This is a genomic window from Iningainema tapete BLCC-T55 (assembly GCF_014698965.1).
Lineage (GTDB): Bacteria > Cyanobacteriota > Cyanobacteriia > Cyanobacteriales > Nostocaceae > Iningainema > Iningainema tapete.
Genome location: NZ_JACXAE010000050.1, coordinates 99,631 through 121,779 on the forward strand (window position 1 = coordinate 99,631; position 22,149 = coordinate 121,779).

Below are 22,149 nucleotides of genomic sequence, written 5' to 3' on the forward strand. Positions count from 1 at the left end.
GATCATTGCCTATACCTGTAAGGAAGCTCAACTTTATGAAGATACTACTTTTACATAATTACTATCAGATCTCTGGGGGTGAGGATGTAGTAGTGCATACAGAGAAACACTTGCTAGAGGCAAATGGTCATGAAGTAGTTCTTTTGGCGGTTAACAACGACAACATCATCAATCCTCTAGAAAAAGCTAAGGCTGCAGTTAATGCTATCTACTCACTTTCATCAAAGAACTTGGTGAGTGAGAAAATTGCTAGCTTTCAACCAGACCTCGTGCACATACATAACTTTTTTCCATTGCTTTCGCCATCAGTTTACTACGCCTGTAGGGAGGCGAATGTACCAGTAGTCCAAACTCTACACAATTACCGCCTGTTTTGCGCCAATTCTTATTTATTTCGCTCAGGTAAAGTTTGTGAAGACTGTCTGGGAAAATTTTTTCCTTTGCATGGCGTTATTCACGGTTGTTATCGGGATAGTAAAACAGGTACGGCTGTTGTTGCAACAATGCAAGTTGTACATCAAGTTCTGCAAACCTGGGAAAAGATGATAGATCAGTACATCACCCTTACAGAATTTGCTCGCCAGAAGTTTATTCAAGGAAATTTGCCCTCCTCAAAAATTGCTGTCAAGCCAAATTTCATCTATCCTAACCCGGGTGTTGGTAATGGGCAAGGTAAATACGCGCTGTTTGTGGGTCGCCTCTCGCCCGAAAAAGGAATAGAGACACTTCTAAAAGCGTGGGAAAAACTTGGGAAACAAATTCCGCTCAAGATTGTTGGGGATGGTCCTTTAGCAGACCAAGTGGTGGAAGCGGTAAAACGACTTGACCAGGTGGAATGGCTTGGACGCAAATCTATGCTAGAAGTGTATGCCCTGATGGGGGAGGCTATGTTTTTAGTCTTCCCGTCACAATGGTATGAAACCTTTGGTCTGGTCGCGGTTGAGGCTTTTTCCAAAGGTACTCCGGTGGTAGCTGCAAATATCGGTGCGATCGCAGAGCTAGTAGATTCTGGTCGAACTGGGCTTTATTTCCATCCTGGTGATGCGGAAGATCTCACAGCCCAGGTGGAATGGATTTTGGCAAATCCAGCAAAGCTTGCTCAAATGCGCCGAGAAGCTAGAGCTGAGTTTGAAGCTAAATACACAGCCCAGAAGAATTATCAGATGTTAATGGAAATTTATGAGCGAGCGAGGAGCCGCAAGAGATAAGTGGGAAGTTAGAAATATCTACAGCCTTCAATCTGCTTGTACTAAAAGATCTGAAATACTTTGACACTAAAGCTGATTGACTGACAAATCTCTTACTGGCGATTAAATTCGCTCGGTAAGGGCTGTTCTGTTATGTGCCTATACATTCGGTAGTTAACAGCCGCTATGGAGATACTAAGAAATGAAACTAACAAGTAGAGAACGTAATCCTATAGCGCACCGCTATATTTTAGGTATGCGAGTGGACGCTACCAGTTACGAAGACGCCACACAGCGGATTTTGGATTTGGCTCAGGCAAGAAAAAATTGCTATATCTGTGTCGCCAACGTCCACATGACTATGGAAGTTTACGACGATCCAGCATTTGCTGATGTAGTTAACAATGCTGCCTTAGTGACACCCGATGGTATGCCCTTAGTGTGGGCATTAACTGCGCTTGGTGTGAAAGATGCGAACAGAGTCTACGGTCCTACACTAACCCTCCACCTATGCTCAACGGCTGCGCAAGCTGGTATACCAATTGGTCTCTATGGTGGCACACCAAAAAGCTTGAGCGCATTTGTAACATTCTTGCACCAGCGTTTTCCTGGCATTCAGATTGTCTGTCAGATTTCGCCACCTTTTCGCCCGTTAACACCTGAAGAAGATCATACCTACACCCAGCAAATTGTAGAGTCAGGCGCACGAATTCTATTTGTGGGCATCGGTTGTCCTAGACAAGAATTGTGGATGGCAGCACACAAAAACCAGATTCCTGCCGTCATGGTCGGTGTCGGTGCCGCCTTCGACTTTCATTCGGGTCGTGTTAAGCAAGCCCCTAGCTGGATGCAGAAAAGGGGTATGGAGTGGATGTTTAGGCTGATCATGGAGCCAAAACGTTTATGGAAACGTTACTTGAAACACAATCCACGGTTTTTGCTGTTTTTTTTGATACAATGGCTAGCAAGCTGGTTTGGTTGGAGACTGTTTAAAACAAACTCTGTAGACTAACTAAACATGAGTTTAATACGGTTATTTTATTGTATTACTTTATGCATTATTGAGTTTACGTTTTTATGCTCAAAAACCGGAAACTATTTAGACGGCGCAATGTTCTGCTAGGCTTGGGAGCTTTGGCGAGTACAGTCACCTTTGCTAGTATCAATAAATTTAGAGAAGATAAACAAGTTCAAGCTCTATCTCAAAGGGATTTCTCTGTGGACGGTAATACTTCTTTACGTGAACGAGCAGCAGCTAAGGGATTAATCTATGGAGCTTTTTCAGAGGGTGGTTACAAAGTATTATCCTCAAATCAACAACTGCGGTCTACTTTCATGGAGCAGTGTGGTCTTGTCGTAGGGGGATTCTATTGGAGTGGTACTCAGCCTAGTGCTGGTACTTTCAATTTTACTGAAACTGACTCTTTTGCCCAATTTGCGTCTGAGCATAAAATGCTCTTCCGAGGACATCCTTTAATTTGGCATGATCTTAATCCTCAGTGGTTAACTGATAAATTCAAAGACCCCAACACTACCTCTAAAGAAATTGAAGGCATTTTAAGAAACCATGTGTCAACTATTGTTAGACGGTATGCTGGACGAATCCATTCGTGGGATGTGGTGAACGAGGCAATTAACCCCGATCACGGAAGAACTGACGGCTTGCAAAACACACCATGGCTAAAGTTTTTAGGTCCAGATTACATTGATCTGGCATTTCGGGTTGCTGCTGAGGCAGATCCTAAAGCGAAGCTAGTTTACAACGATAATGCAGTGGAGTATGACATTCCATCAGAAGAAGCTAAGAGAACCTTCACTCTCAAACTACTAGAACGTTTGAAATCTAAAGGAGTACCAATTCATGCCTTGGGTATTCAATCTCATCTTCGGGGTACACAAACTTATTTTAATCCTAAAAAACTCAGAAAATTTTTAGCAGATGTTGCTAGTTTGGGTCTAAAAATTTTGATTACTGAGCTAGATGTAGCAGACAATGAGTTGCCTCAAGATATAGGTGTTCGCGATCGCAACGTTGCCAGTGTCTACGAAGACTATCTTTCCGTGGTGCTAGATGAACCTGCGGTGATTGCGATCATAAATTGGGGGTTAAGTGATCGCCACACTTGGCTTGCAACTCACACTCCCCGCTCAGATAGTACACCAGTACGTCCTTTGCCATTTGACTCCAACCTCAAACCTAAGTTGGCATGGAATGCTATAGCAAGAGCGTTGGACAAAGCTCCAAAACGTTGAAGGTGGCTTTCCTTTAATTAGAAGTTTATCTTGTAGTGTCCCCACATAGGCTGTAATTCTTGACTGTAATTAAGTACACAGTAATTTTTAATTAATCTACCATGTCTAAATATCAATTTTACCAAAAGTGCATTTAACAGTAGAAATACAGGAGGGATAGGAATTATGGCTGCTAAATCTGTAACAGTAGTCAGCTTAAAGCCAGACTTAAGATCGCCTAAAGGTACAAGGATACAGAGAGGATTATCTACCAGAGTACTGCGGATATTAACACTTATTTTGCTAGATGTTCTTTCTCTCACATTAGCATGGAAGTTGGCAGTATTTTACGGAACTCCTTTAGAGTCTCCTTGGACACACGAAAAGACTTTTTTCCTACTAACACTAGCAGTTGAAATAGGCACGATCGCTGCCAAAGGACTTTACCAAGCTGGCACTCATCGTCGTAACTATTCTAGTTTAATTGTCGCCGTCTCCCTATCAGAAGTTTTCCTGTTGCTCATTGCTTTTTTCTACGAACCAAATTACTACGTTTCACGTTCAACTTTTCTATTGTTTTGGTTGTTTTCTGTAATTTTTATCTGTACTGCTCGCATTTTATTTGATTTGGCTACTAAATTGCTGCGGAACAAAGGAGCAATTCGTTATCCTGTTTTTCTCATCACTGAAAGCCAAGATCAAGAGATTCACACTAAATTAGTAGAAAAAGAGAATTGCTACATTGTCCAAGGAATAGCTGATTGTAGTTGCTTAGATAGAGCTAAAAGAGAAGCAACTTTTGAGTATCTTCGCCACCAGGAGATCGTAGAGGTTTTTGTATCTTGGAATGCCATTAAAAATCGTCTATATGTTTGCTGGAATTTTCATACAGCAGGTATTACCTTGAGAATTCTTCCTACACAAAGTGAACTGCGTCACCCCAAATCCGTAATGTGGATGATGGGTGGAGTTCCCTGTATGACAATTCCAGCCCCAATTATCGCAGGCAGTGATTTTTGGGTAAAGCGGTGTTTTGACCTTTCTTGTTCTGTAGTTTTGTTAATCATATTCTCTCCTCTCTATCTGTCAATTGCCCTCTTAATCAAGCTAGATTCTCCAGGTCCAATCTTCTTTCAACAAAAACGAATTGGCTTACATTGCAAGGAATTTAAGATTTGGAAATTCCGGACAATGGTTGCGGATGCAGAAAAGTTGCAAAAAGCTTTAGAAGCAAAGAATGAAATTAAAGATGGTGTTTTGTTTAAACTTAAAGAAGACCCCCGCATCACAAAAGTTGGCAAATTCCTACGCCTTTACAGTCTTGATGAGTTGCCGCAACTGTTTAATGTTGTACTTGGACAGATGAGTCTAGTTGGTCCGCGCCCTCTTCCACAGAGAGATGTAGAGAAGTTTCAAACAGCGCACTTTATTCGACAAGAAGTTCTACCCGGTATCACTGGATTGTGGCAAGTTTCAGGTCGTTCAAATATTGAGACGTTTGAAGATGCAGTGAAATTAGATCTTTCCTACATTGAAAATTGGTCACTTTGGCTAGATTTGAAAATTTTGCTTATGACGGTGAGGGTTGTGCTGCAAAAAACAGGAGCTTACTAACCAGTTGAGAAGAACATACACAGAACTCAGCTTGGCTTCCCATTGATAAATCCGCTCTATAAAGCTCATGCAAAGAAGCGTATCCTGTAAGAAAACCCGTACTGTCGTAGAACCTAAAGGTTAGGGTGGCGTAGAGTTTTCTTTGTGCCTTTGTGTGAGACACAAAAATAAATTCATATGTAATCAAGGATTAATAACTATGTGTGTTGACTTGATAGAGCTACATCCAGGTACTTTACGTAGTAGTTTATGGATTTCCGATATTTTTCAACACCAAATTAGAAAATTCGATGGTTGTCTCAATAAAAATACATTCCCAGTATTTATAGTACATGGAGACATGGCACTTGGACTGAAAGATAGAAGTTTAAATTTTCGGCTATTTTCCTATCTTAATCAAGAAAGTCATAGTTTTGGTTTAATTCATATATACGATGAAAACTATGACCACGATATATCTAGTTATTATCTAGAAAAATGCGTTTTGGTCTTTAGAAACTTTTTCAGACCACAGGGTGGTATGTTTCAGTTCTTAAAAGATTACAGCAAATCATTCTCTTATCCAATTTATTCTCAAAGTAAACATTCTGGTATCAAGTTGCAAGCTTCAAAATTGCGTACACGTTTTTATGGATTTCAATTCATGAAACGTCAATACTTACCAAGCTTACCTACAAAAAAAATATTTCATTTTCCTCTAGGATATATAGATAGATTTGCTATAGAAAAAAAAAATAATCTTCTTAAGATAACTGATCGAGAGTATAAATGGAGTTTCTGTGGAGATAGTTTTAAAACTGATAGAAAATTAATGGTTGAATATCTAAGCAATTGTCAACCAAATTTTATTCACGAATACAAAGGGTTCACAGGTAAAGGTAGCTTGTCTGGTGAAGATTACTGGATATTTTTAACTAAATCTATATTCATTCCCTGCCCATTTGGTAATGTTAATATTGATAGTTATCGCTTATTTGAGGCACTTGAAGCAGGTGCTATTCCTATTATTTTAAAATCCTATGCGTTTCAGCCTTATGACTACTACAAAAATTTACTAGGCGAACATCCAATTCCAACATTTTATTCCTGGCAAGAAGTAAAATTATTTATAGATAATATAAATATTACTACAATAGAAGAATTATATGAAAAAGTTAGTAAATGGTATGCAAATTTTAAATTTAATCTCAAACAAGAGATACGAGAAACTCTCTTAAAAACTGCTAAAGGTAACTTACTCTCTCATGATGTTAAACAACTTGATAAATATATGTAGCAAAGCAACAACAAATTAAGTTGTGGTAGCTCCAGCAATCCTCTAATAAAAACAAAAAAACCCGCTATAAGCGGGGTTGAACACAACAAAACTATGAACAACAAACTTTTGGTTTAACGAGAATAATTCATCTCAGCTTCTAATTGATGAATTAGTTTTTCATCGCCGTTGGCTCTAGCTACTTGCAGGCGATGCTCTAAAATTCTTTGAATATTCTGACGGTGCAGTTCTCTAGCTTGTTTCACTGCCTCCGCCCTGGTTCTGGACATGACGGTTTCCCTCTCTCAATCTTGGCTCTTTTGTTTTATTTTCCTAACATAACATATGTTTCGTTACTTATGCTACAGAAAATAAAGATAAAATAGACAAAAGCTATTCTGACCCCCCAACCCCCCTTGAAAGGGGGGCAAAAGAGGAGCTTTTGGAGAAATGGTATAAGATATCACGCTTATGTCCGAGCAGCAGAGCAAACCCCTAATCACCTTGCTGAGCGATTTTGGCTCTAGCGATGTGTATGTGGGCGTGATGAAGGGAGTAATTGCCCAAATCAACCCAAGCATAACGGTGGTAGACTTAACGCATCAAATTCCACCGCAAAACATTGCTGCTGCTAGGTTTTGTTTGATGAATGCTTACCCCTATTTCCCAGTAGACACAGTGCATGTGGCGGTAGTAGATCCGGGAGTGGGTGGTTTGAGAAGAGCGATCGCACTACAACTACCCAACGGATTTCTCATCGGACCAGACAATGGTATACTTAGTGGAGTACTCTCTCAAACTCAGGCGATCGCCGCAGTAGAACTGACAAACCCTGAATATTGGCGCACAACAGAACCTAGCAAAACCTTCCACGGTAGAGATATCTTTGCCCCAGTAGCAGCACATCTAGCCAGTGGCATACCGCTTCAACAGCTAGGAAACCCAATTGACCCAGCCACTTTGGTACAATTAGATATCAGCGAATGCCACCAAACAGAAACTGGTGTATCGGGAAGCATACAATATATTGATCATTTCGGCAACTTAGTTACAAATATTCACGGAAGTTATGTACACAGCAAAACATGGTGCGTCAAAGCAAAAGAATTGACAATACCAGGTTGCCAAACTTATAGTGAAGTCCCAGTCGGCGATGCACTTGCCCTAGTAGGCAGTCATGGCTGGGTAGAAATAGCCATCAATAGCGGTAACGCCCAATCACAGTTGCAGATGCAGTTAGGAAATATTGTAAAAATAGAGTAGAGACGCTCCGTCGGAGCGTCTCCACACCCCACCCATACATCCCACATGACTACTACATCCGCACCAGAAATTTATCAAGGACAATTTGGGGAATTTACCATCACAGATAGCGATCGCACAGGCGTTATCATTTACCGTACTGGATTAATGGTAGCCGCCCTCAGCTTTGCCATAGGCAGCGCCTTAGTTTTGTTAGATCCTAACCCAACAACCATCCAAGCAATTACCCCTATATATACCTGTTTCAGCTTAGCACTCGGAGTCAGTTTACTAACCATCCATATATATATGGCAGCGCTGCACCGAGTTTTGCAAATTTTCTGGCTGATTGGTAGCCTCAGCTCATTCATCCTCGCACATTTTGACAGTCAACCTTTTGCTATCACCATTTACACTCAACCCCTCTCCGTACTTGGAATTGGTTTTACCTTCGCCGCTTTAACAGGAATATACTTCAAAGAAGCATTTTGCTTCAACCGCTTAGAAACAAAACTACTAACACCAATCGTACCGTTACTCCTACTCGGACATTTAGTGGGAATATTACCAACTCAATGGGAACAGGTTCTATTAGGAACTTGGGCAATTTTATTTGTAGTATTTGCTCTACGTAAAGCATTGCAAGCAATTCCTCCGGATATTGGAGATAAATCTGTATTTGCCTACTTGAAAGCAAATCATGATTAGCACTGTCATCATCAGCTAATGCCCAGGAAATTTCTTAAATATAAAAAACTACCAAGAGTCCGCCTCATCAAACGTCAACAAATGTGGACTCTCACACTACAGGGATGGGGAATCTTAATTGCCACAACTGCCCTGCTAGTATTTTTTACCTTTACTCATTTATACCCATTCCTGTCAGTTACCTCTCCAGTCAAAGCAGAAGCATTAGTTGTTGAAGGATGGATATCAGACGAAGGAATCAAACAAGCTGTAACAGAACTTAATAAAAGTTCCTATAGCAAAATATTTACTACAGGTGGTAAATTCACCAGAGCATTCTACCTAGTAGAATATAAAAGTATGGCAGAAATTGCCGCCGCAACATTACAAAAATTGGGTGTACCAGAAGAAAAAATAGTAGTTCTTCCTACACCAGATGTCATCAAAGATCGTACTCGCGCATCTGCTGTAAGATTACGTCAATGGCTATCAGATTCAAACTACCCACTAGAGTCCTTAAATTTATTTACTAGTGACGCTCATGCCCGCAGAAGTTGGTTAATATATCAAAAAATATTAGCACCAAAAATCAAAGTAGGCGTAATTGCCGCGACAAACTCTAATTACGATTCAAAGAAATGGTGGGCATCCAGTGAAGGTGTAAGAATAGTCTTGTCTGAAACCATAGCATATGTATATGCATTAATTGCAAATTAGTAGACCCATTGATTGCAAAGTCCTAACATCTGTCTGGAAATCTTCCACATCATAATTGATGCAAAGTCCTCGCTTGGCAAGCTCATGTTGAAACTCAATGACGCTTAATCCAGTCCATGCACGAGCTTTGCCACTACTAATTTTGTCCTGCTTGTAGAGCAAGATAGCGATTTCTAACTTCAGTTCATCTTCGGTCATTTTCGTTGCCTGAAAGATGTCATCAGGAATCACGACGTTCATAGGCGTTCTTTGTTTTATAAGCAGATAATTACAAGGTAGCAATTAATTCCCCAATATGACGCATAATTTTTAACACATTATATAAATCTCCCTCATTTATAATGCTGAATTTACGAGATAATCCATAAACAGGAGCGCAGATAATCTATACAGGTGGTAAATAGCCAAATTTAAAGCATCCTTGTAACTGTCCAGCACGCCAAGCCAACATCGGTAGCCATTTTTGTATTGCAGAGCGATCGCGAATTTTGAGAGATACTGCTTCCAAAACAAAGTCGAGTGGTACTTTAATAAAGCTTCTTGAAGACATTAATATTTTTGGCATACCGTAATGTTTATGTTTTTTATAGAGCAATGCTTCATATAAACCCACACCCCAAGCACGCTGACAAATCGCTGAGAAACTTTTTCGTAGTCTGTAATTAACTATAGCTTCTGGTACTTCGTGTACTTTAAATCCCTTTTCTTGAATACACCACGAATAATCAATATCTTCAATCTTCGCAAAGTTCTCGTCAAAGCCACCAACAGCTTCATGAACTGCACGCTTAACTCCCATATTACAACTAATTACAAAAGGAAGATAGGGGTTCTCAATAATACCAACACTTTCTGGTGAACCGTGGAGTTGAATAACCCATGATTCATTTAGTTTGTGATGAAAGTTGCGACCACTGATAAAATCATATTTAACCAATGCTTCACCCATTGCGGCAACCCAACCTGGAGCAACTTCATCATCTGCATCGCAAAATGCGAGTGCTTCAGCTTGAGCATTCTTAGCACCGCAATTACGAGCATAAGCAGCACCTTTTTTTGCTGATGCATCGACTATCCGCAGCGATGGTATTTTTGCTTGAAATAATTCAGCAACGGCAACTGTATTATCAGTTGAACCATTATCAGCAACTATTACTTCCCAAGGTTGATGCCATTCTTGACTAGCTAGGGCTTCGAGTTGTACTGCAATTGTAGTTGCTGCATTATAGCAGGGAATAATTACACTTAATTTCATAGATTTTTTTGGTTGATAATGTTTTTGACATTCTTAACGACTAGCAAAGTTATCTGCGGTTTCTTTGCGCCAATGTAATGTTCAATTAACTACATTTTTTAATCTGCGTGTTTGCTTCACATTTGACATAAAAGGTTTCTCAAACAAGAGGTAGAAAGGGTAAGCAAACAGTAGTGATGCAATTATGCCTAATAAGTAAGATGCGGTAGCGAACATATGATCTGATAATTGTAGTTGAAATAAGCAGTAACGTACTAAAGAAAGCACTGGTCCATGAGTTAAATATAAACTGTAAGAAATTGTTCCTAGTGCGATCGCCAAAGGATGCTCGAATACCTTGAGTATTAATGGTGTTTTTTTACCATCAATTAGACAAGAAGTGCAGTAAATAAATAAACAAGCACTTGCTAAACCAAAAAAGCTATAACCTATCCATACATGTAATCCCAGCCTTCTCCACTCGGTAATGAAAGCTACTATAGTGAAAATAATACTGAGTACTCCCCACGGTAAGGAGTTTCTCATCGCTACTAATTCTGGTTTTGGAGAGAATCCAATCTCTGCTGCCACCATTCCCAAGGCAAATACGCCAATATACCAAGGTGAGGCTGATGCAAATAATCCGTTCAAAAGGTATATGGGTATCAAACCGATAAAAAAGGCTGTGATTACAGATACTAGTAAGCCAAACCGTCGCCACACTGGCAGTAATATCAGTGGAAAGATAAAGTAAATTTGCCACTCTGTTGCTACACTCCACATTGGTGGGTTAATAGCCATGTAAGAGGTGGGACTAAGATTGTGAAGTAGTAGCAGATATGATAATACATCAATTAATGTAAAGTTTGGAGAAAAAGGACCTTTCCCGGCAATTTCGTCCCACTGAAAACTACTAAATTTTTCTAGTAAAAATATTGTCAGTCCTAGTAATAAACAAAATAATAAAGCTGCGTAATAAGGTGGTAAAATTCGACGCGATCGCCGCTGAATATAATCAGTCAAACTACCAGATAAATGACCACTCGGAGAACGTGATACCGGAAGCATTAAAACATAACCAGACAGCACGATAAAAATAGCCACCGCAAACCCTCCGTATCTGAGAGTATTTTCAAACACAGACCAAAATAGGGGTAGTTGCGCTCCTATTTCTGGCTCGACATGTACAAGTACTACATACAAAGCAGCAAGTCCGCGCAAACCGTCTAAATAATGAAGACGTAGTTTGTTTGAAGAAGATTTTTCTATAGATTTAGTCATTAACTTACTCTCCTACTGTATTAACCGAAGCGAGATGTAGATGTTCTAGATGTGCTTGACACTGCACTCTGAAATTTATTTTGACTAGGATTTTCCTGCCCAAACTTAAATACGTGTGTGAAGTTGCTCAAGTTCATTTGGCAACCTCAAGATACAGCCAAGTAAACATGAAGCACTTTGCAAAAGTATGTAATTTGATAGCTATCTGTATCTGTTTAAATAAACATGATTGATTGAATACTAGCTCGTCAATTTTTCAATATTGACTACTTCCGCGCAGCGGTGCTAGCTATTCCCAGGCGAGAACATGAAGACTAAAATTATATGAAAATGCCATTAAGTTTGAGGTGAAAACTTTAAGCCTACATATGTATGTCAATATAGACCCATCAGACATACATTTTTCGGTACAAAGATTTTCCCAATCATCAATTACTTTAAATACTAAGGTGGAGTGTCGCCTACTTCAGCCATAATGTTGAAGTTTACCATCGGCGCAAACATATAAACGCTTCCCCGATTACTATAGCGGATTTCTTGTATCCAGTTTTCTGTACTTGTAGATATAATCATGTCGAATCCGTGGGTCTACTCTTGGATTTACATTTTTACCCTATAATCTGGGAAGTTTTTTGTTTTACCTTCTAAGGAGAATATCACATCTTTTGTAAAGTATGTGTAAATTAATCATGAAAAATATGATGTTTTCATAAAATTATTATATAGCTAAACCATGTAGCTATGATTACTGATATGGGAATAAGAATATTATCTACCTCTTTGGAACTGCAACCTTCAACCAAAGTGGCGATAAAAGCTAACAGCAAAATTTGGACAATATTCAAGCTGGCTGGTAAGATGAGCCAGACAAAAAACACACTGGCAAGAAAGGCAAAGATAAACATCGAAAGGCTTCCTTCCACGCTTTTTTCGCTGAAAATTTTGTACTTCAACTTACCGTATCGGGAACCAATAATCGATGCCATACCATCACCCCAACCCAGGGTTGCCATGGCGACAATTCCAGGAAAAGTTTTGTAAAAAACTGTGCCACAAATAGTTGCAACAATGACAAAATAAAGTGGACCTTTGAGGAGTTCAAGGCGATCGCCAGTACGAGTCATTGTTTTCACAGCCTCGTCATCTGGTTGGGCAAAAAATCCTTTTTGTACCAACAAAGCTATCCATACCACAAAAATTGCTACATTTAAATACTTTGACCAATCTAAATCGCTAAAAAGTGGTAAAAATCCAATCAGTGAGCCTGCACCGATATGAGTAATTTTGCGGCTAATATCCTGTGGTAGCCCATATTTTGTGACGCAAAAATTCATGAGCGCTACAAGCCCAAAGACATAAACAAAAGTTAGTGCCGTCGCTACCAAATTTCCGGCTAGTGGGTTCAAACCGAAGAAGGCGAAAAACATCAACTTACTTATCTCCTTTCTTGCGGAAAAACTTTTGACTTTTGACTTTTGACTTTTGACTTTCGCGCAGCGGTGCTGGGCTGATTTAGAGCCGACAAAGATGGGAATACCGCAGATTGGGCATAAGGACCTGTGCGCAACACTTGAGCTAAAGTATAATTATCTTCGCGCAAACCTTCGTAAAAGAAAAACACTTCTCCATTTATACCACAAGCTCTGTTATACTCAATTATCTGCACCAAGTAATCTGGGCTAATTCGATAAGAACCAACCTTCATCAAAATCCCTGGTGCTAACTTAGGCAGCGTCACATCTGTAAACTGCTCGTTGACTAACCTATCAACAATATTTTTATAGTCACTGAAGTTGCGACGATATATTTGCGGGTGTATCATATCTACTACTTTGCGCTCTAACCAAGTGGGAGAATCTTGTAAATATTCCTTAAATGCCCAATCATGTATATTTGGAGCAATTGACACGAGCAAGTGAGAATTTACAGCTTTGACTTCGTGATACAAACGTGCCCAGAATTCAGTGAGGATATCAGCACGCCATTGTAACCATTGTGTATCCTTGGGGTTTTGTGGCGGATTTTGCTCAAATTGCTGGCGGTAAAGTTCTATGGTATTTTGATCGTATCCGCCTTCGGATGGTAGTGCAGGTAAGCGATCGTCTCCTTGAATACCATCAACGTCATAATTTTTCACTACTTCTAGTACTAGATTCAACATGAAATCTTGTACTTCTCTATCCAAAGCATTCAGCCACTCAAAGCCATTTTTCTTCAGCAAATTACCTTGACTATCAAGGGCTGCCCACTCTGGTTTTTTTGCCAGCAATATTCCACCATTTGAATTGTAAGAACTAGCGAATCCGTATTCAAACCAAGGAATCACCTTTAGCCCTACTCGCCGCGCTGCTTCTACTACTTCGGCTATTGGATCTCTTCGTGTATACTGTGGATCTATTTCTATCCCAAATGTTTGCTGCATCACTTGACTAGGATACAGCGTCGCTCCCTTTGTCCAAACTACCGGAAAAACAACATTAAATCCTGTCTCGGCAAGGAAATTCATCGCTTGCGCAATATTTTCCTGGGAAAGAAGAACTTGACTATCAGTAGTAGTCAGCCATACGCCGCGTGTTTCTGTGATTGTCACTTTTAGATATTTGTTGCTAACCGACGATAACGCGCTTGAACTACCATGTAAATTCCATAGGCAACCAAACCTAATGATACAATACCTAAAAGCCAAGGACCGTATGGTTGTTGCGCTAGTGTTTGTAATGCCTCGTCTAAACCTCCCGCTCGACTGGCGTCAGAATTAATTGCTGCTTGAATTAAAAACCAGCCGATAATACAAAAGACGATTCCCCGCGCTAGCATACCAAATCGGCAAATACTTATAATCCACTTGCGTTCGCGATCGCTCAACTCTGTTAAACTGAGTTCCCGACGAAACTTACTAGTAAAAGCTTCATAAAACTGATAGAAACCCAAACCAATAGTAAACGCTCCCACTGTCCCAACCAACCATTGACCAAAAGGCTGAGAAAGTAATCTTGCCGTCCAATCTTGCGTAGAATTACTGTTACCACCGCCGGAGCCAAGAACAATTTGTACAGCGCTTAAAGCTAAACCAGCATATATAAAACCATTAATTGCATAACCAATTCGCTGTGCCAAACCTTTAGCATCTGTACCTTTATTTTCTGGATCTTTAATTGCCTGCACAAAACGCCAAATTACGTATCCAATTAAACCAATTGCTACTAAAGCCAACAAAAACTTTCCAAATGGCTGGTTAACAATTGTTTGCAGAGCGCCTTGAGTATCTGTCGTTTTTCCACCACTTCCAAAAGCTGCTTGTGCTGCAAGTAGCCCAACTATCGCGTAAACTACTCCTTTAGAAGCGTAACCAAATCGCGCCAGTCGCTCAACCCATACCGAAGGGTGGTGTATTAGCTGTTGTGTCATGGTAATAGGGTGCAATCATGGATATTTTCTACCAAAATTTCTACACAAAATACATCTTCCTCGAGAATTGTTTTACCAATCTTACAATTATTTATAGCCTGAGTTAGTAGCGATAATTTCTATGAAGATTTATCATTCATATCTTAATAGTTTAATTACTCAGGAATCTTCAGTATGTTCGTCACAGAAAGTTCTGTACAGAACGAGTACATTAATACCAACGGAATTAAGCTGCATTACGTCACCCAAGGGAAAGGTCCCTTAATGCTGATGTTACACGGATTTCCTGAATTTTGGTACTCTTGGCGCTATCAAATACCAGAATTTGCCAAATCTTTTAAAGTCGTCGCTCTTGATTTACGTGGCTACAACGATAGCGATAAGCCAAAAGAAAAATCAGCTTATGTAATGGATGAATTTATTCAAGATGTTGAGGGAGTAATTAGAGGTTTAGGTTATGACAAGTGTGTTTTAGTAGGGCATGATTGGGGAGGTGCTATTGCTTGGAGTTTTGCTTATGCTCATCCGGAGATGGTAGAGCGATTAATTATACTCAATCTTCCTCACCCTGCTAAATTCGCTCAAGGCTTACTCACACCGCAACAGTTGCTACGTAGTTCTTACGCTTTCTTCTTTCAACTTCCTTGGCTACCGGAATTACTCTTACAATTATCAGATTATCAACAGATTGAAACTATTTTCAAAAGTATGGCTGTTGATCAAAGTATTTTCTCTGATGTAGATATTGAAGCTTATAAAAATGCTGTGGCAAAGCGCGGTGCTTTAACAGCAATGTTGAACTATTACCGTAATGCTTTTAAGCAAGGAATGCTGAACAAAAGTTGGGGAATTCTGGAAGTATCAACGTTGCTGATTTGGGGAGAAAAGGATAAGGCGCTGGGTAAGGAACTAACCTATGGTACAGAAGCTTACGTGAAAGACTTTCACATTAAATATATTCCCAATTGTAGTCATTGGGTGCAGCAGGAAAAGCCTGATTTGGTGAATCAGTACATGCGCGAGTTTCTGGAGCTTTGCATTTAAGTGTAAGGCTCATAGCTTTCGGGTACTGGGTACTGGGGATTGGGCAAAGTTGTTTCTTACCCAATCGCCAATCGCCAATCCCCAATCCCTTTTAAGCTAACCACCGTTTCTGTCTTACTGCATACCCTAATCAACGCCCATAGGTATACATAAGCGTTAACTTCAATTGTTACTATTGTACGTAGCGATAGTTAATCAAAGTGCATCAGTGTACAACTAATAGCAGTTGTCCTCATCACTACTAATAATGATTTGTGTCACATCGCATTAGTGGTATCAATCAACTACCACGTCAACAATAGTGGCATAATAAAGGTGTGAGGACAAGAACGGAAGCAGTTTGAGGAAAAAGGGGAAAAACATATGATCCGCAAGATTTTGACTACTCTAGCTTTAATAACTCCCCTGTTATTCGCTAGTTCAGTGAGAGCGGAAAATCCGCAACATGTACAAAAGCTGTTATCTACTGGGGAATGTGCTAAGTGCGATTTATCGGGGGCTAACCTTAAGGGCGCTCACTTAATTGGCGCTGATTTACGCGGAGCTAACTTGCAAGGTGCTAATTTAACTAAGGCAAACCTAGAAGGTGCAGATTTAACTGGTGCTAATTTAACTGGTGCTAATTTAACTGCTGCTTTTGCCACTAACGTTGATTTTAAGAAAGCTGATCTTGATAAGGTGAATTTTACTAACGCTAAGATTCATGATTCTAACGTATATGGAGCGTCAATGACTGACCTCGTGATCACTAATGCCGATATATTTTACACTGGGATCGGGATTGGTGGCGAAGATGGTGCTACTGTTCCTGATTGGAAGTAGAAAAATCATAAACGCGAGGCAGAGCTTCGTGGAAATTAGTGGGGGCGAACAATTTTTTGCCCCTACTGTGTATCTTTGACTAAGACTTGGACTTTGACTGTGACGCCATCGGTGACGTTGACTTTGACTAAGACTTTAACTGTGGAACTAATTTTGACTAAAACGTTGACTTTAACCACAATCTCGGAAATTTTATTATAGCCTGCCCCCAGGTAAGATCAGGCAGGGATGCCTGCTTCCACAATAATAATTGTCTACTTTTTTATTTGGAAGTCTCTTAAAGGATAGTCTTTTATTCAGCAAGGTGGTTGCCAATTTGCCAATAATGCGATCGCATCACAATTCCACCCAGTAGTCAGGTGATCGCATCACAATCCTTTATCACATAACCATTTTCAAGTCAAGGATTTGTGAGCAGATGATAACTTTTATTAAGTATTAATATCAAAATTTACTGTATTAATTGAGAATTGTAGCTTAAGATTACCTAAATATCAGGTAAAATCGGCATTTAGACTTGTATAAAGGAAAGGTGGACTGATTTGACAAGATTTGTACTTGAAGATCAGCAAATTACCCCTGGCTGATCCGCCAAAGCTAGAGAAAATCTAACTAGTTATGCTGATTCCAATTCATCATAACTGCGCCACGAATTGCCATCTTACTACCGAGTTATACCTTGTAGTTGATGAAGTAGTAGTTGAAAGGCAATTATGGTAATAGTCAAATCAGCCCTTTAAATTCCATCGGTTGTGAGTGGTGCACTCGCAAATTGCACTGTTAAAGCAGCCTTTTGGTTGTAATTGTCCGGAATAAAGTAACTCAACTTTGAAAAATATGGAAGCGCAAATGCAAGAACCGGAATACGTAGAAACCAAGTCTCCACAACAAACAATGCCAGATATAAACAACCAAACAGGAACAATAACCAAACTTCAGTCATCCTCTCAGTCGCAAGAACAATGGCTGCAATATGGCGAACAAGTTTCTAGCTTTTTAGCTACACTACCCGACTATCTAGGTAGCTTCTTCAATAGATACAAACAGCCCTTGATTAGCGTTGGTCTAATTGTAGCGGCAATTGTAACAGTCAAGGTAGTGTTGGCAGTACTGGATGCATTGAATGATATTCCCTTAGTAGCACCAACCTTTGAATTGATTGGTATTGGTTATTCTATCTGGTTTGTATATCGCTATTTACTCAAAGCCTCAACCAGGCAAGAGTTGACTGGTGAAATTGCAACGCTCAAAACACAAGTTGTCGGTGAAACTACAGAAGCTTAAGAAAAGCTAAGGCAGTAGGTAGAGGGCAAAAGGAAAGAAAAAAGTCTCCCTTGTGCCTTCTGCCTTGTTGCTTCTGCCTTTAACGAGGTACTTTAACAATATTTTCGGACTGAATTGGTTGTAATCTTCCCATTTTTACCAAAGCTTGATGCACCATTGCCGCAACCTCACCACGAGTAATTTCTCGATTGGGAGCTAAGGTTTTAGTATCTGGGTAATTGACGACAAGATTATTTTCTGTAGCTGCTGCTACTTTGTTGACTGCCCATTGCGGAATTTCTTGAGCATCATTAAATATAGTGACAACTTTTTCTGGGGCAGCAGGAATTCCCAAATTCATGCCACTAGCAAGAGAAACTAAAACTTGTACTCGCGGAATTCTTTGATCTGGTTTAAAGATTTGATTAGGGTATCCTTTTAAATAACCAGTGTTAGTAGCTTTGCCTATTACTGGAATTGCCCAAAAATTTTCAGGTACATCTTTAAAGCCTACTGTAGTACCAGGTTGACTTTTGGCAAATGCTTCTTCGACTATAGCAGCATATTCTGCACGAGTTACAGGTTGATCGGGTTTAAAAGTCTGATCCGCAAAGCCCCCTAATATACCACGAGCAGAAAGAGCATCAACAAAAGGCTTTGCCCAATAGTCAGCAGGCACATCTGTAAATGCAATTGGTGTAGGAATGGTAGGCTTTTGCGTAGATGGAGTTACTACTACCTGTGGAGATGGCTGTACCTGTGGTATTGCTACCGGAGGGACATAAGAATAAGGAGGCAACACCACCTTGGGCGGAACATCAACAGATGACAATGGCGTTTGTGTAAAGATGTCCCAACGAGGCGTCTGTATAGCCCCCGGTATCGACGTCTGTGTAGTTCCCGGTACTGGTGTCTGTACAACAGTCCCCGGTAGTGGTGTTTGTACTACTTTTGGTGACGGTGTTTGTACGGTAGTAGAAGGTAGCAACCCACTTAAATTCCACCCACCATCTTTACGAGAAAATGACCAAAATAGAATCGCTCCGATAGTAGCAAAGGCAACTAAAATACCAATGAAATCGTCAAAATCAAGCGAATTATTCTGGGAATTGGGGTCGGAAGGAGGCATGTTCATCATTTTAAATGTTTTATTTCAATCCCTAGAGGAACAATTGAAAGCGCTCCCGTTCCAAATAATACCTGTATAGGTATTATCCAGATTGTACAATATAACATACCGCTTTACAGCACTCGTAGCAAGCTAGGAATACTATCTACTGCTGCTAAAGTTTCAATTTCTCTCAAAGCTTGTCGAAAATCACCTTCTTTTACATCATGGGTGACAACAACAATCTCTGCTAGTTCTGCTTGAAAGCCAGTTTGGACGATTGACTCTAAGCTAACTCGGTGATTACCAAAGCAAGTACCCAATTTACCAATAACTCCGGGTTGGTCTTTGGTGAGAAAACGGGTGTAAAATTTAGTCACTAATTCTGAATTCGGCACAATTTGACAGTAGTCTTGATGCCTACAAGCTAGTAGGGGATTAATTAAAGAGATTTTGGATTGGTGTTCTTGAGTGCTGAGTTTTTCGGTTTTTAAAGCTGCTACTATGTTAAGAATATCCGATACTACAGCACTAGCGGTTGCACCAGCACCAGCACCAGGACCGAAAAACATTACCTGTCCAATTGGTTCGCCTTCTACTAGAATCGCGTTGTTAACGTTGTTGATGCTAGCTAAGGGATGTGTTTGGGGTACTAAGGTGGGATGAACTCTGACGGAAAGGGTAGTAGAGACGCCCCGTCGGGGCGTCTGTACGGCGATCGCCAGTAATTTGATCACGAATCCCAATTTCTCAGCATAAGCAATATCTGTCTTGCTGACTGAGCGAATGCCTTCACAATAAATGTCTTCTAATTTAATTCGTCCGCCAAATGCTAATGATGCTAAAATAGCAATTTTATCGGCTGCGTCCAACCCATCAACATCAGCCGTTGGATCTGCTTCTGCATATCCTAAGCGTTGAGCATCAGCTAAAACATCATTAAAGCTACTACCTTCTTGGGTCATCCGTGTGAGGATGTAGTTAGTTGTACCATTAACAATGCCAGTAACAGTATGAATCCGATTGACGCTTAAAGACTGCTTCAATGGTTGAATTACTGGTATACCACCACCAACAGCAGCTTCAAGCATTACATATACTCTAGCTAGATTGGCGTTGGTAAATATTTCATCACCAAAGCGCGCGATCGCTGCTTTATTTGCTGTCACTACATGTTTACCCGCTTGTATCGCTTTGAGCATGAGCGATCGCGCTGGTTCCAATCCACCGATAACTTCAACTACAATATCTATCTCTGGGTCAGTGACAATTGCGTCTAAATCTGTAGTAACTACCCCTGAGGCAAATTGTACTGCACGAGGTTTGTCAAGCGATCGTACTCCTACACGATATATTTCGATCTCATCTAGTAACGGATGACGCCCAACAGTATCTTGTAACAACTGCACCGCACCCGTCCCTACAGTACCTAATCCTAGTATTCCTAAGCGTACAGCCACAAACTTTATACTCCTGTTTCCATAAAAACAATTTTAGGGTGAGCTGTAGCAACCCACCCTAATAAAGTGATTATTTTGTTCTTGATCCAAGGTAGAGACGTTCCATAAAACGTCTCTACACGAAATTTCGCGTCTGTACTTAGTAGGTTTCTACGTGCCAACGACCGGCTTTCTTGATTTCCTTTTGGTAATCAATCCAGGTTACTCCTTCCTTAGCAGCAGCAGCAGTTAGCGCAGCATCAATACCATCTTCCATACCCCGCAAACCGCAAATGTAAGTGTGGGTTTTTTCATCCTTAATCAATTGCCACAGTTCATCTGCATGTTCTGCCACACGGTCTTGGATGTACATTCTACCACCTTGGGCGTTTTTCTGTTCGCGGCTGATGGCGTAAGTGAGACGGAAGTTATCTGGATAACGCTGTTGCATTTCTTCCAGTTCTTCTTTATACAGAATGTTTGGAGATGTAGGAATACCAAATATCAACCAAGCAAACCCTTTGTATTGGTAATCTGGGTTAGCTGCTTTTTCATTATCCTTAAACATCCGCCACAGATAAGCCCGCATTGGGGCAATACCTGTACCTGTTGCCATCATAATTACTTTAGCTTCAGGATCTTGGGGTAACAACATTTCTTTACCCACAGGACCGGTAATTTTTACCTCATCACCTGGTTTGAGGAAACACAGGTGAGTTGAACAAACACCGTAGACTGTTTCTCCAGTTTCTGGATGCTTGTACTCTAACTGACGAACGCAAAGTGATACTGTCTTGTCATCTACATCATCACCGTGACGAGTAGAGGCGATCGAGTAAAGCCGGAGTTTTTCTGGCTTGCCGTTTTTGTCAACTCCTGGTGGGATAATACCGATACTTTGACCTTCTATATAGCGTAAATCCCCACCAGAAATGTCGAACTTGAGATGCTGAACAATACCGATTCCGCCGTCTTTGACTAATGCTTCATTGGAAATACATTTTCCAATGTAAGGAGCATTTGGACGGTAAATATTTACAGGAACGTCAGCGTGGGCTTCTTTTTTGGCTTTCGCTTGAGTCATGGTTTTGCCTTCAGTGTCCTTGTTCTTGGGCTTTTGCGAAGTTTGTGATTTTGTCACTTCACTGGTAGCTTGCACAGGTGGTGTGGCTTTACCATTTTCCGCATTGTTAGCAGTCTCTCCAGATTCTACACTTACTTTGGAGTTACCATTAACTTGCTCAATGGGATGGATGCTAACAATTCTGCCGCCTAAGCGAGTGATACGCCGCATTTCCTGATTCATGCGGTTGTAAGGTACTCTGATGAATACACTGCCACTATTACGAATTGGGTAGTTTGTTGTATCTGTTTCTTCGCTCTGACGTAGACCCACCACTTCGTAGACGAAGACGCGGCTACCTGATTCTGTATTGGCAGCACCTTCAACAGCACCTTTTATGTTCATTACTTCTACCACTCCGATGTCTACTTAACCTTTGCTCAAATGCCTTGTCACGTACACTCACCAATAGACACGCAGGCATTGCAAAACACACACCTGTTCACCTTCTAAAGTAGAGGATAAGTCTTTTGGAGAATGTTAATAATGAGTC

22 protein-coding genes are annotated in these 22,149 nt (G+C 40.4%); 11 read left to right on the plus strand and 11 right to left on the minus strand.

What is annotated here, in order from left to right:
• Positions 1–35: 35 nt before the first annotated feature.
• From ICL16_RS14605 to ICL16_RS14625, 5 genes are all read left to right on the plus strand, one after another.
• Entirely contained in the window at positions 36–1,208 is a 1,173-nt protein-coding gene (locus tag ICL16_RS14605) for a glycosyltransferase family 4 protein (RefSeq protein WP_190828814.1), read from the plus strand.
• Positions 1,209–1,389: 181 nt separating this feature from the next.
• Positions 1,390–2,199 carry a WecB/TagA/CpsF family glycosyltransferase gene (locus tag ICL16_RS14610; RefSeq protein ID WP_190828817.1) on the plus strand — a complete coding sequence of 270 codons (810 nt, stop codon included), beginning with the start codon at positions 1,390–1,392 and terminating at the stop codon, positions 2,197–2,199.
• 65 nt (positions 2,200–2,264) lie between these two features.
• Positions 2,265–3,440 carry an endo-1,4-beta-xylanase gene (locus ICL16_RS14615; protein WP_190828819.1) on the plus strand — a complete coding sequence of 392 codons (1,176 nt, stop codon included), beginning with the start codon at positions 2,265–2,267 and terminating at the stop codon, positions 3,438–3,440.
• A gap of 165 nt (positions 3,441–3,605) precedes the next feature.
• Entirely contained in the window at positions 3,606–5,033 is a 1,428-nt protein-coding gene (locus ICL16_RS14620; RefSeq protein ID WP_190828821.1) for a sugar transferase, read from the plus strand.
• Positions 5,034–5,232: 199 nt separating this feature from the next.
• Positions 5,233–6,309, plus strand: coding sequence for a glycosyltransferase family 47 protein (locus ICL16_RS14625; protein WP_190828823.1), 1,077 nt, complete (start codon positions 5,233–5,235; stop codon positions 6,307–6,309).
• 113 nt (positions 6,310–6,422) lie between these two features.
• Here ICL16_RS14625 and pirA read toward each other — a convergent pair whose 3' ends face one another.
• The gene (gene pirA / locus ICL16_RS14630) at positions 6,423–6,578 is read right to left on the minus strand and encodes an arginine synthesis PII-interacting regulator PirA (protein ID WP_190828825.1); all 156 of its coding nucleotides are present in this window, start codon (positions 6,576–6,578) and stop codon (positions 6,423–6,425) included.
• Positions 6,579–6,759: 181 nt separating this feature from the next.
• On the opposite strand from pirA, the gene ICL16_RS14635 reads away from it, so the two are divergent.
• From ICL16_RS14635 to ICL16_RS14645, 3 genes are read left to right on the plus strand one after another with little or no spacing between them, the layout of a single operon-like run.
• Positions 6,760–7,551 carry an SAM hydrolase/SAM-dependent halogenase family protein gene (locus tag ICL16_RS14635; RefSeq protein WP_190828827.1) on the plus strand — a complete coding sequence of 264 codons (792 nt, stop codon included), beginning with the start codon at positions 6,760–6,762 and terminating at the stop codon, positions 7,549–7,551.
• 45 nt (positions 7,552–7,596) lie between these two features.
• Positions 7,597–8,238 (plus strand): DUF2301 domain-containing membrane protein, encoded by a 642-nt coding sequence (locus tag ICL16_RS14640; RefSeq protein WP_190828829.1) that lies wholly within the window; start codon positions 7,597–7,599, stop codon positions 8,236–8,238.
• An 18-nt stretch (positions 8,239–8,256) separates the two neighbouring features.
• Entirely contained in the window at positions 8,257–8,934 is a 678-nt protein-coding gene (locus tag ICL16_RS14645) for a YdcF family protein (protein ID WP_190828831.1), read from the plus strand.
• Here the strand turns inward: ICL16_RS14645 and ICL16_RS14650 are convergent.
• The 7 genes from ICL16_RS14650 to ICL16_RS14675 form a co-directional block, all read right to left on the minus strand.
• Positions 8,920–9,174, minus strand: coding sequence for a UPF0175 family protein (locus ICL16_RS14650; RefSeq protein ID WP_190828833.1), 255 nt, complete (start codon positions 9,172–9,174; stop codon positions 8,920–8,922). The genes ICL16_RS14645 and ICL16_RS14650 overlap by 15 nt on opposite strands.
• 145 nt (positions 9,175–9,319) lie before the next feature.
• Entirely contained in the window at positions 9,320–10,189 is an 870-nt protein-coding gene (locus tag ICL16_RS14655; protein WP_190828836.1) for a glycosyltransferase family 2 protein, read from the minus strand.
• Positions 10,190–10,270: 81 nt separating this feature from the next.
• The gene (locus ICL16_RS14660) at positions 10,271–11,449 is read right to left on the minus strand and encodes an acyltransferase family protein (RefSeq protein ID WP_190828838.1); all 1,179 of its coding nucleotides are present in this window, start codon (positions 11,447–11,449) and stop codon (positions 10,271–10,273) included.
• Between the two features lie 444 nt (positions 11,450–11,893).
• Positions 11,894–12,022, minus strand: a complete 129-nt coding sequence (locus tag ICL16_RS46815; protein WP_273038741.1) for a hypothetical protein — start codon at positions 12,020–12,022, stop codon at positions 11,894–11,896.
• Positions 12,023–12,156: 134 nt separating this feature from the next.
• Complete coding sequence (locus ICL16_RS14665; RefSeq protein WP_190828922.1) at positions 12,157–12,876, minus strand: diacylglycerol/polyprenol kinase family protein; 720 nt, start codon at positions 12,874–12,876, stop codon at positions 12,157–12,159.
• A gap of 8 nt (positions 12,877–12,884) precedes the next feature.
• On the minus strand, positions 12,885–14,039 hold the full coding sequence (locus tag ICL16_RS14670) for a family 10 glycosylhydrolase (RefSeq protein WP_190828840.1): 1,155 nt from the start codon (positions 14,037–14,039) through the stop codon (positions 12,885–12,887).
• Positions 14,040–14,041: 2 nt separating this feature from the next.
• The gene (locus ICL16_RS14675; RefSeq protein ID WP_190828841.1) at positions 14,042–14,857 is read right to left on the minus strand and encodes a DUF1206 domain-containing protein; all 816 of its coding nucleotides are present in this window, start codon (positions 14,855–14,857) and stop codon (positions 14,042–14,044) included.
• A 174-nt stretch (positions 14,858–15,031) separates the two neighbouring features.
• Between ICL16_RS14675 and ICL16_RS14680 the strand changes: the two genes are divergently transcribed.
• The 3 genes from ICL16_RS14680 (at position 15,032) to ICL16_RS14690 (ending at position 18,007) form a co-directional block, all read left to right on the plus strand.
• Positions 15,032–15,901 carry an alpha/beta fold hydrolase gene (locus ICL16_RS14680; protein WP_190828843.1) on the plus strand — a complete coding sequence of 290 codons (870 nt, stop codon included), beginning with the start codon at positions 15,032–15,034 and terminating at the stop codon, positions 15,899–15,901.
• Positions 15,902–16,264: 363 nt separating this feature from the next.
• Entirely contained in the window at positions 16,265–16,723 is a 459-nt protein-coding gene (locus ICL16_RS14685) for a pentapeptide repeat-containing protein (protein ID WP_190828845.1), read from the plus strand.
• Between the two features lie 837 nt (positions 16,724–17,560).
• Positions 17,561–18,007 (plus strand): CAAD domain-containing protein, encoded by a 447-nt coding sequence (locus tag ICL16_RS14690; RefSeq protein WP_190828847.1) that lies wholly within the window; start codon positions 17,561–17,563, stop codon positions 18,005–18,007.
• 79 nt (positions 18,008–18,086) lie between these two features.
• Here ICL16_RS14690 and ICL16_RS14695 read toward each other — a convergent pair whose 3' ends face one another.
• The 3 genes from ICL16_RS14695 to petH all read right to left on the minus strand — a co-directional run bounded on the left by ICL16_RS14695 (position 18,087) and on the right by petH (position 22,001).
• Positions 18,087–19,115 carry an S-layer homology domain-containing protein gene (locus ICL16_RS14695; RefSeq protein WP_337907007.1) on the minus strand — a complete coding sequence of 343 codons (1,029 nt, stop codon included), beginning with the start codon at positions 19,113–19,115 and terminating at the stop codon, positions 18,087–18,089.
• 113 nt (positions 19,116–19,228) lie between these two features.
• On the minus strand, positions 19,229–20,554 hold the full coding sequence (locus ICL16_RS14700) for a homoserine dehydrogenase (protein ID WP_190828852.1): 1,326 nt from the start codon (positions 20,552–20,554) through the stop codon (positions 19,229–19,231).
• 139 nt (positions 20,555–20,693) lie between these two features.
• Positions 20,694–22,001 carry a ferredoxin--NADP reductase gene (gene petH / locus ICL16_RS14705; RefSeq protein WP_190828854.1) on the minus strand — a complete coding sequence of 436 codons (1,308 nt, stop codon included), beginning with the start codon at positions 21,999–22,001 and terminating at the stop codon, positions 20,694–20,696.
• Positions 22,002–22,149 lie beyond the last annotated feature (148 nt).

Bases quoted from the DNA above. Each gene is read 5' to 3' on its own strand.
- ICL16_RS14625 (WP_190828823.1), top strand. From the start codon at position 5,233: ATGTGTGTTGACTTGATAGAGCTACATCCAGGTACTTTACGTAGTAGT.
- ICL16_RS14690 (WP_190828847.1), top strand. From the start codon at position 17,561: ATGGAAGCGCAAATGCAAGAACCGGAATACGTAGAAACCAAGTCTCCA.
- ICL16_RS14610 (WP_190828817.1), top strand. From the start codon at position 1,390: ATGAAACTAACAAGTAGAGAACGTAATCCTATAGCGCACCGCTATATT.
- ICL16_RS14605 (WP_190828814.1), top strand. From the start codon at position 36: ATGAAGATACTACTTTTACATAATTACTATCAGATCTCTGGGGGTGAG.
- ICL16_RS14680 (WP_190828843.1), top strand. From the start codon at position 15,032: ATGTTCGTCACAGAAAGTTCTGTACAGAACGAGTACATTAATACCAAC.
- ICL16_RS14620 (WP_190828821.1), top strand. From the start codon at position 3,606: ATGGCTGCTAAATCTGTAACAGTAGTCAGCTTAAAGCCAGACTTAAGA.
- ICL16_RS14650 (WP_190828833.1), bottom strand. From the start codon at position 9,174: ATGAACGTCGTGATTCCTGATGACATCTTTCAGGCAACGAAAATGACC.
- ICL16_RS14695 (WP_337907007.1), bottom strand. From the start codon at position 19,115: ATGCCTCCTTCCGACCCCAATTCCCAGAATAATTCGCTTGATTTTGAC.
- ICL16_RS14665 (WP_190828922.1), bottom strand. From the start codon at position 12,876: ATGTTTTTCGCCTTCTTCGGTTTGAACCCACTAGCCGGAAATTTGGTA.
- pirA (WP_190828825.1), bottom strand. From the start codon at position 6,578: ATGTCCAGAACCAGGGCGGAGGCAGTGAAACAAGCTAGAGAACTGCAC.
- ICL16_RS14635 (WP_190828827.1), top strand. From the start codon at position 6,760: ATGTCCGAGCAGCAGAGCAAACCCCTAATCACCTTGCTGAGCGATTTT.
- ICL16_RS14645 (WP_190828831.1), top strand. From the start codon at position 8,257: ATGCCCAGGAAATTTCTTAAATATAAAAAACTACCAAGAGTCCGCCTC.
- ICL16_RS46815 (WP_273038741.1), bottom strand. From the start codon at position 12,022: ATGATTATATCTACAAGTACAGAAAACTGGATACAAGAAATCCGCTAT.
- ICL16_RS14615 (WP_190828819.1), top strand. From the start codon at position 2,265: ATGCTCAAAAACCGGAAACTATTTAGACGGCGCAATGTTCTGCTAGGC.
- ICL16_RS14640 (WP_190828829.1), top strand. From the start codon at position 7,597: ATGACTACTACATCCGCACCAGAAATTTATCAAGGACAATTTGGGGAA.
- ICL16_RS14655 (WP_190828836.1), bottom strand. From the start codon at position 10,189: ATGAAATTAAGTGTAATTATTCCCTGCTATAATGCAGCAACTACAATT.
- ICL16_RS14685 (WP_190828845.1), top strand. From the start codon at position 16,265: ATGATCCGCAAGATTTTGACTACTCTAGCTTTAATAACTCCCCTGTTA.
- petH (WP_190828854.1), bottom strand. From the start codon at position 22,001: ATGAACATAAAAGGTGCTGTTGAAGGTGCTGCCAATACAGAATCAGGT.
- ICL16_RS14660 (WP_190828838.1), bottom strand. From the start codon at position 11,449: ATGACTAAATCTATAGAAAAATCTTCTTCAAACAAACTACGTCTTCAT.
- ICL16_RS14675 (WP_190828841.1), bottom strand. From the start codon at position 14,857: ATGACACAACAGCTAATACACCACCCTTCGGTATGGGTTGAGCGACTG.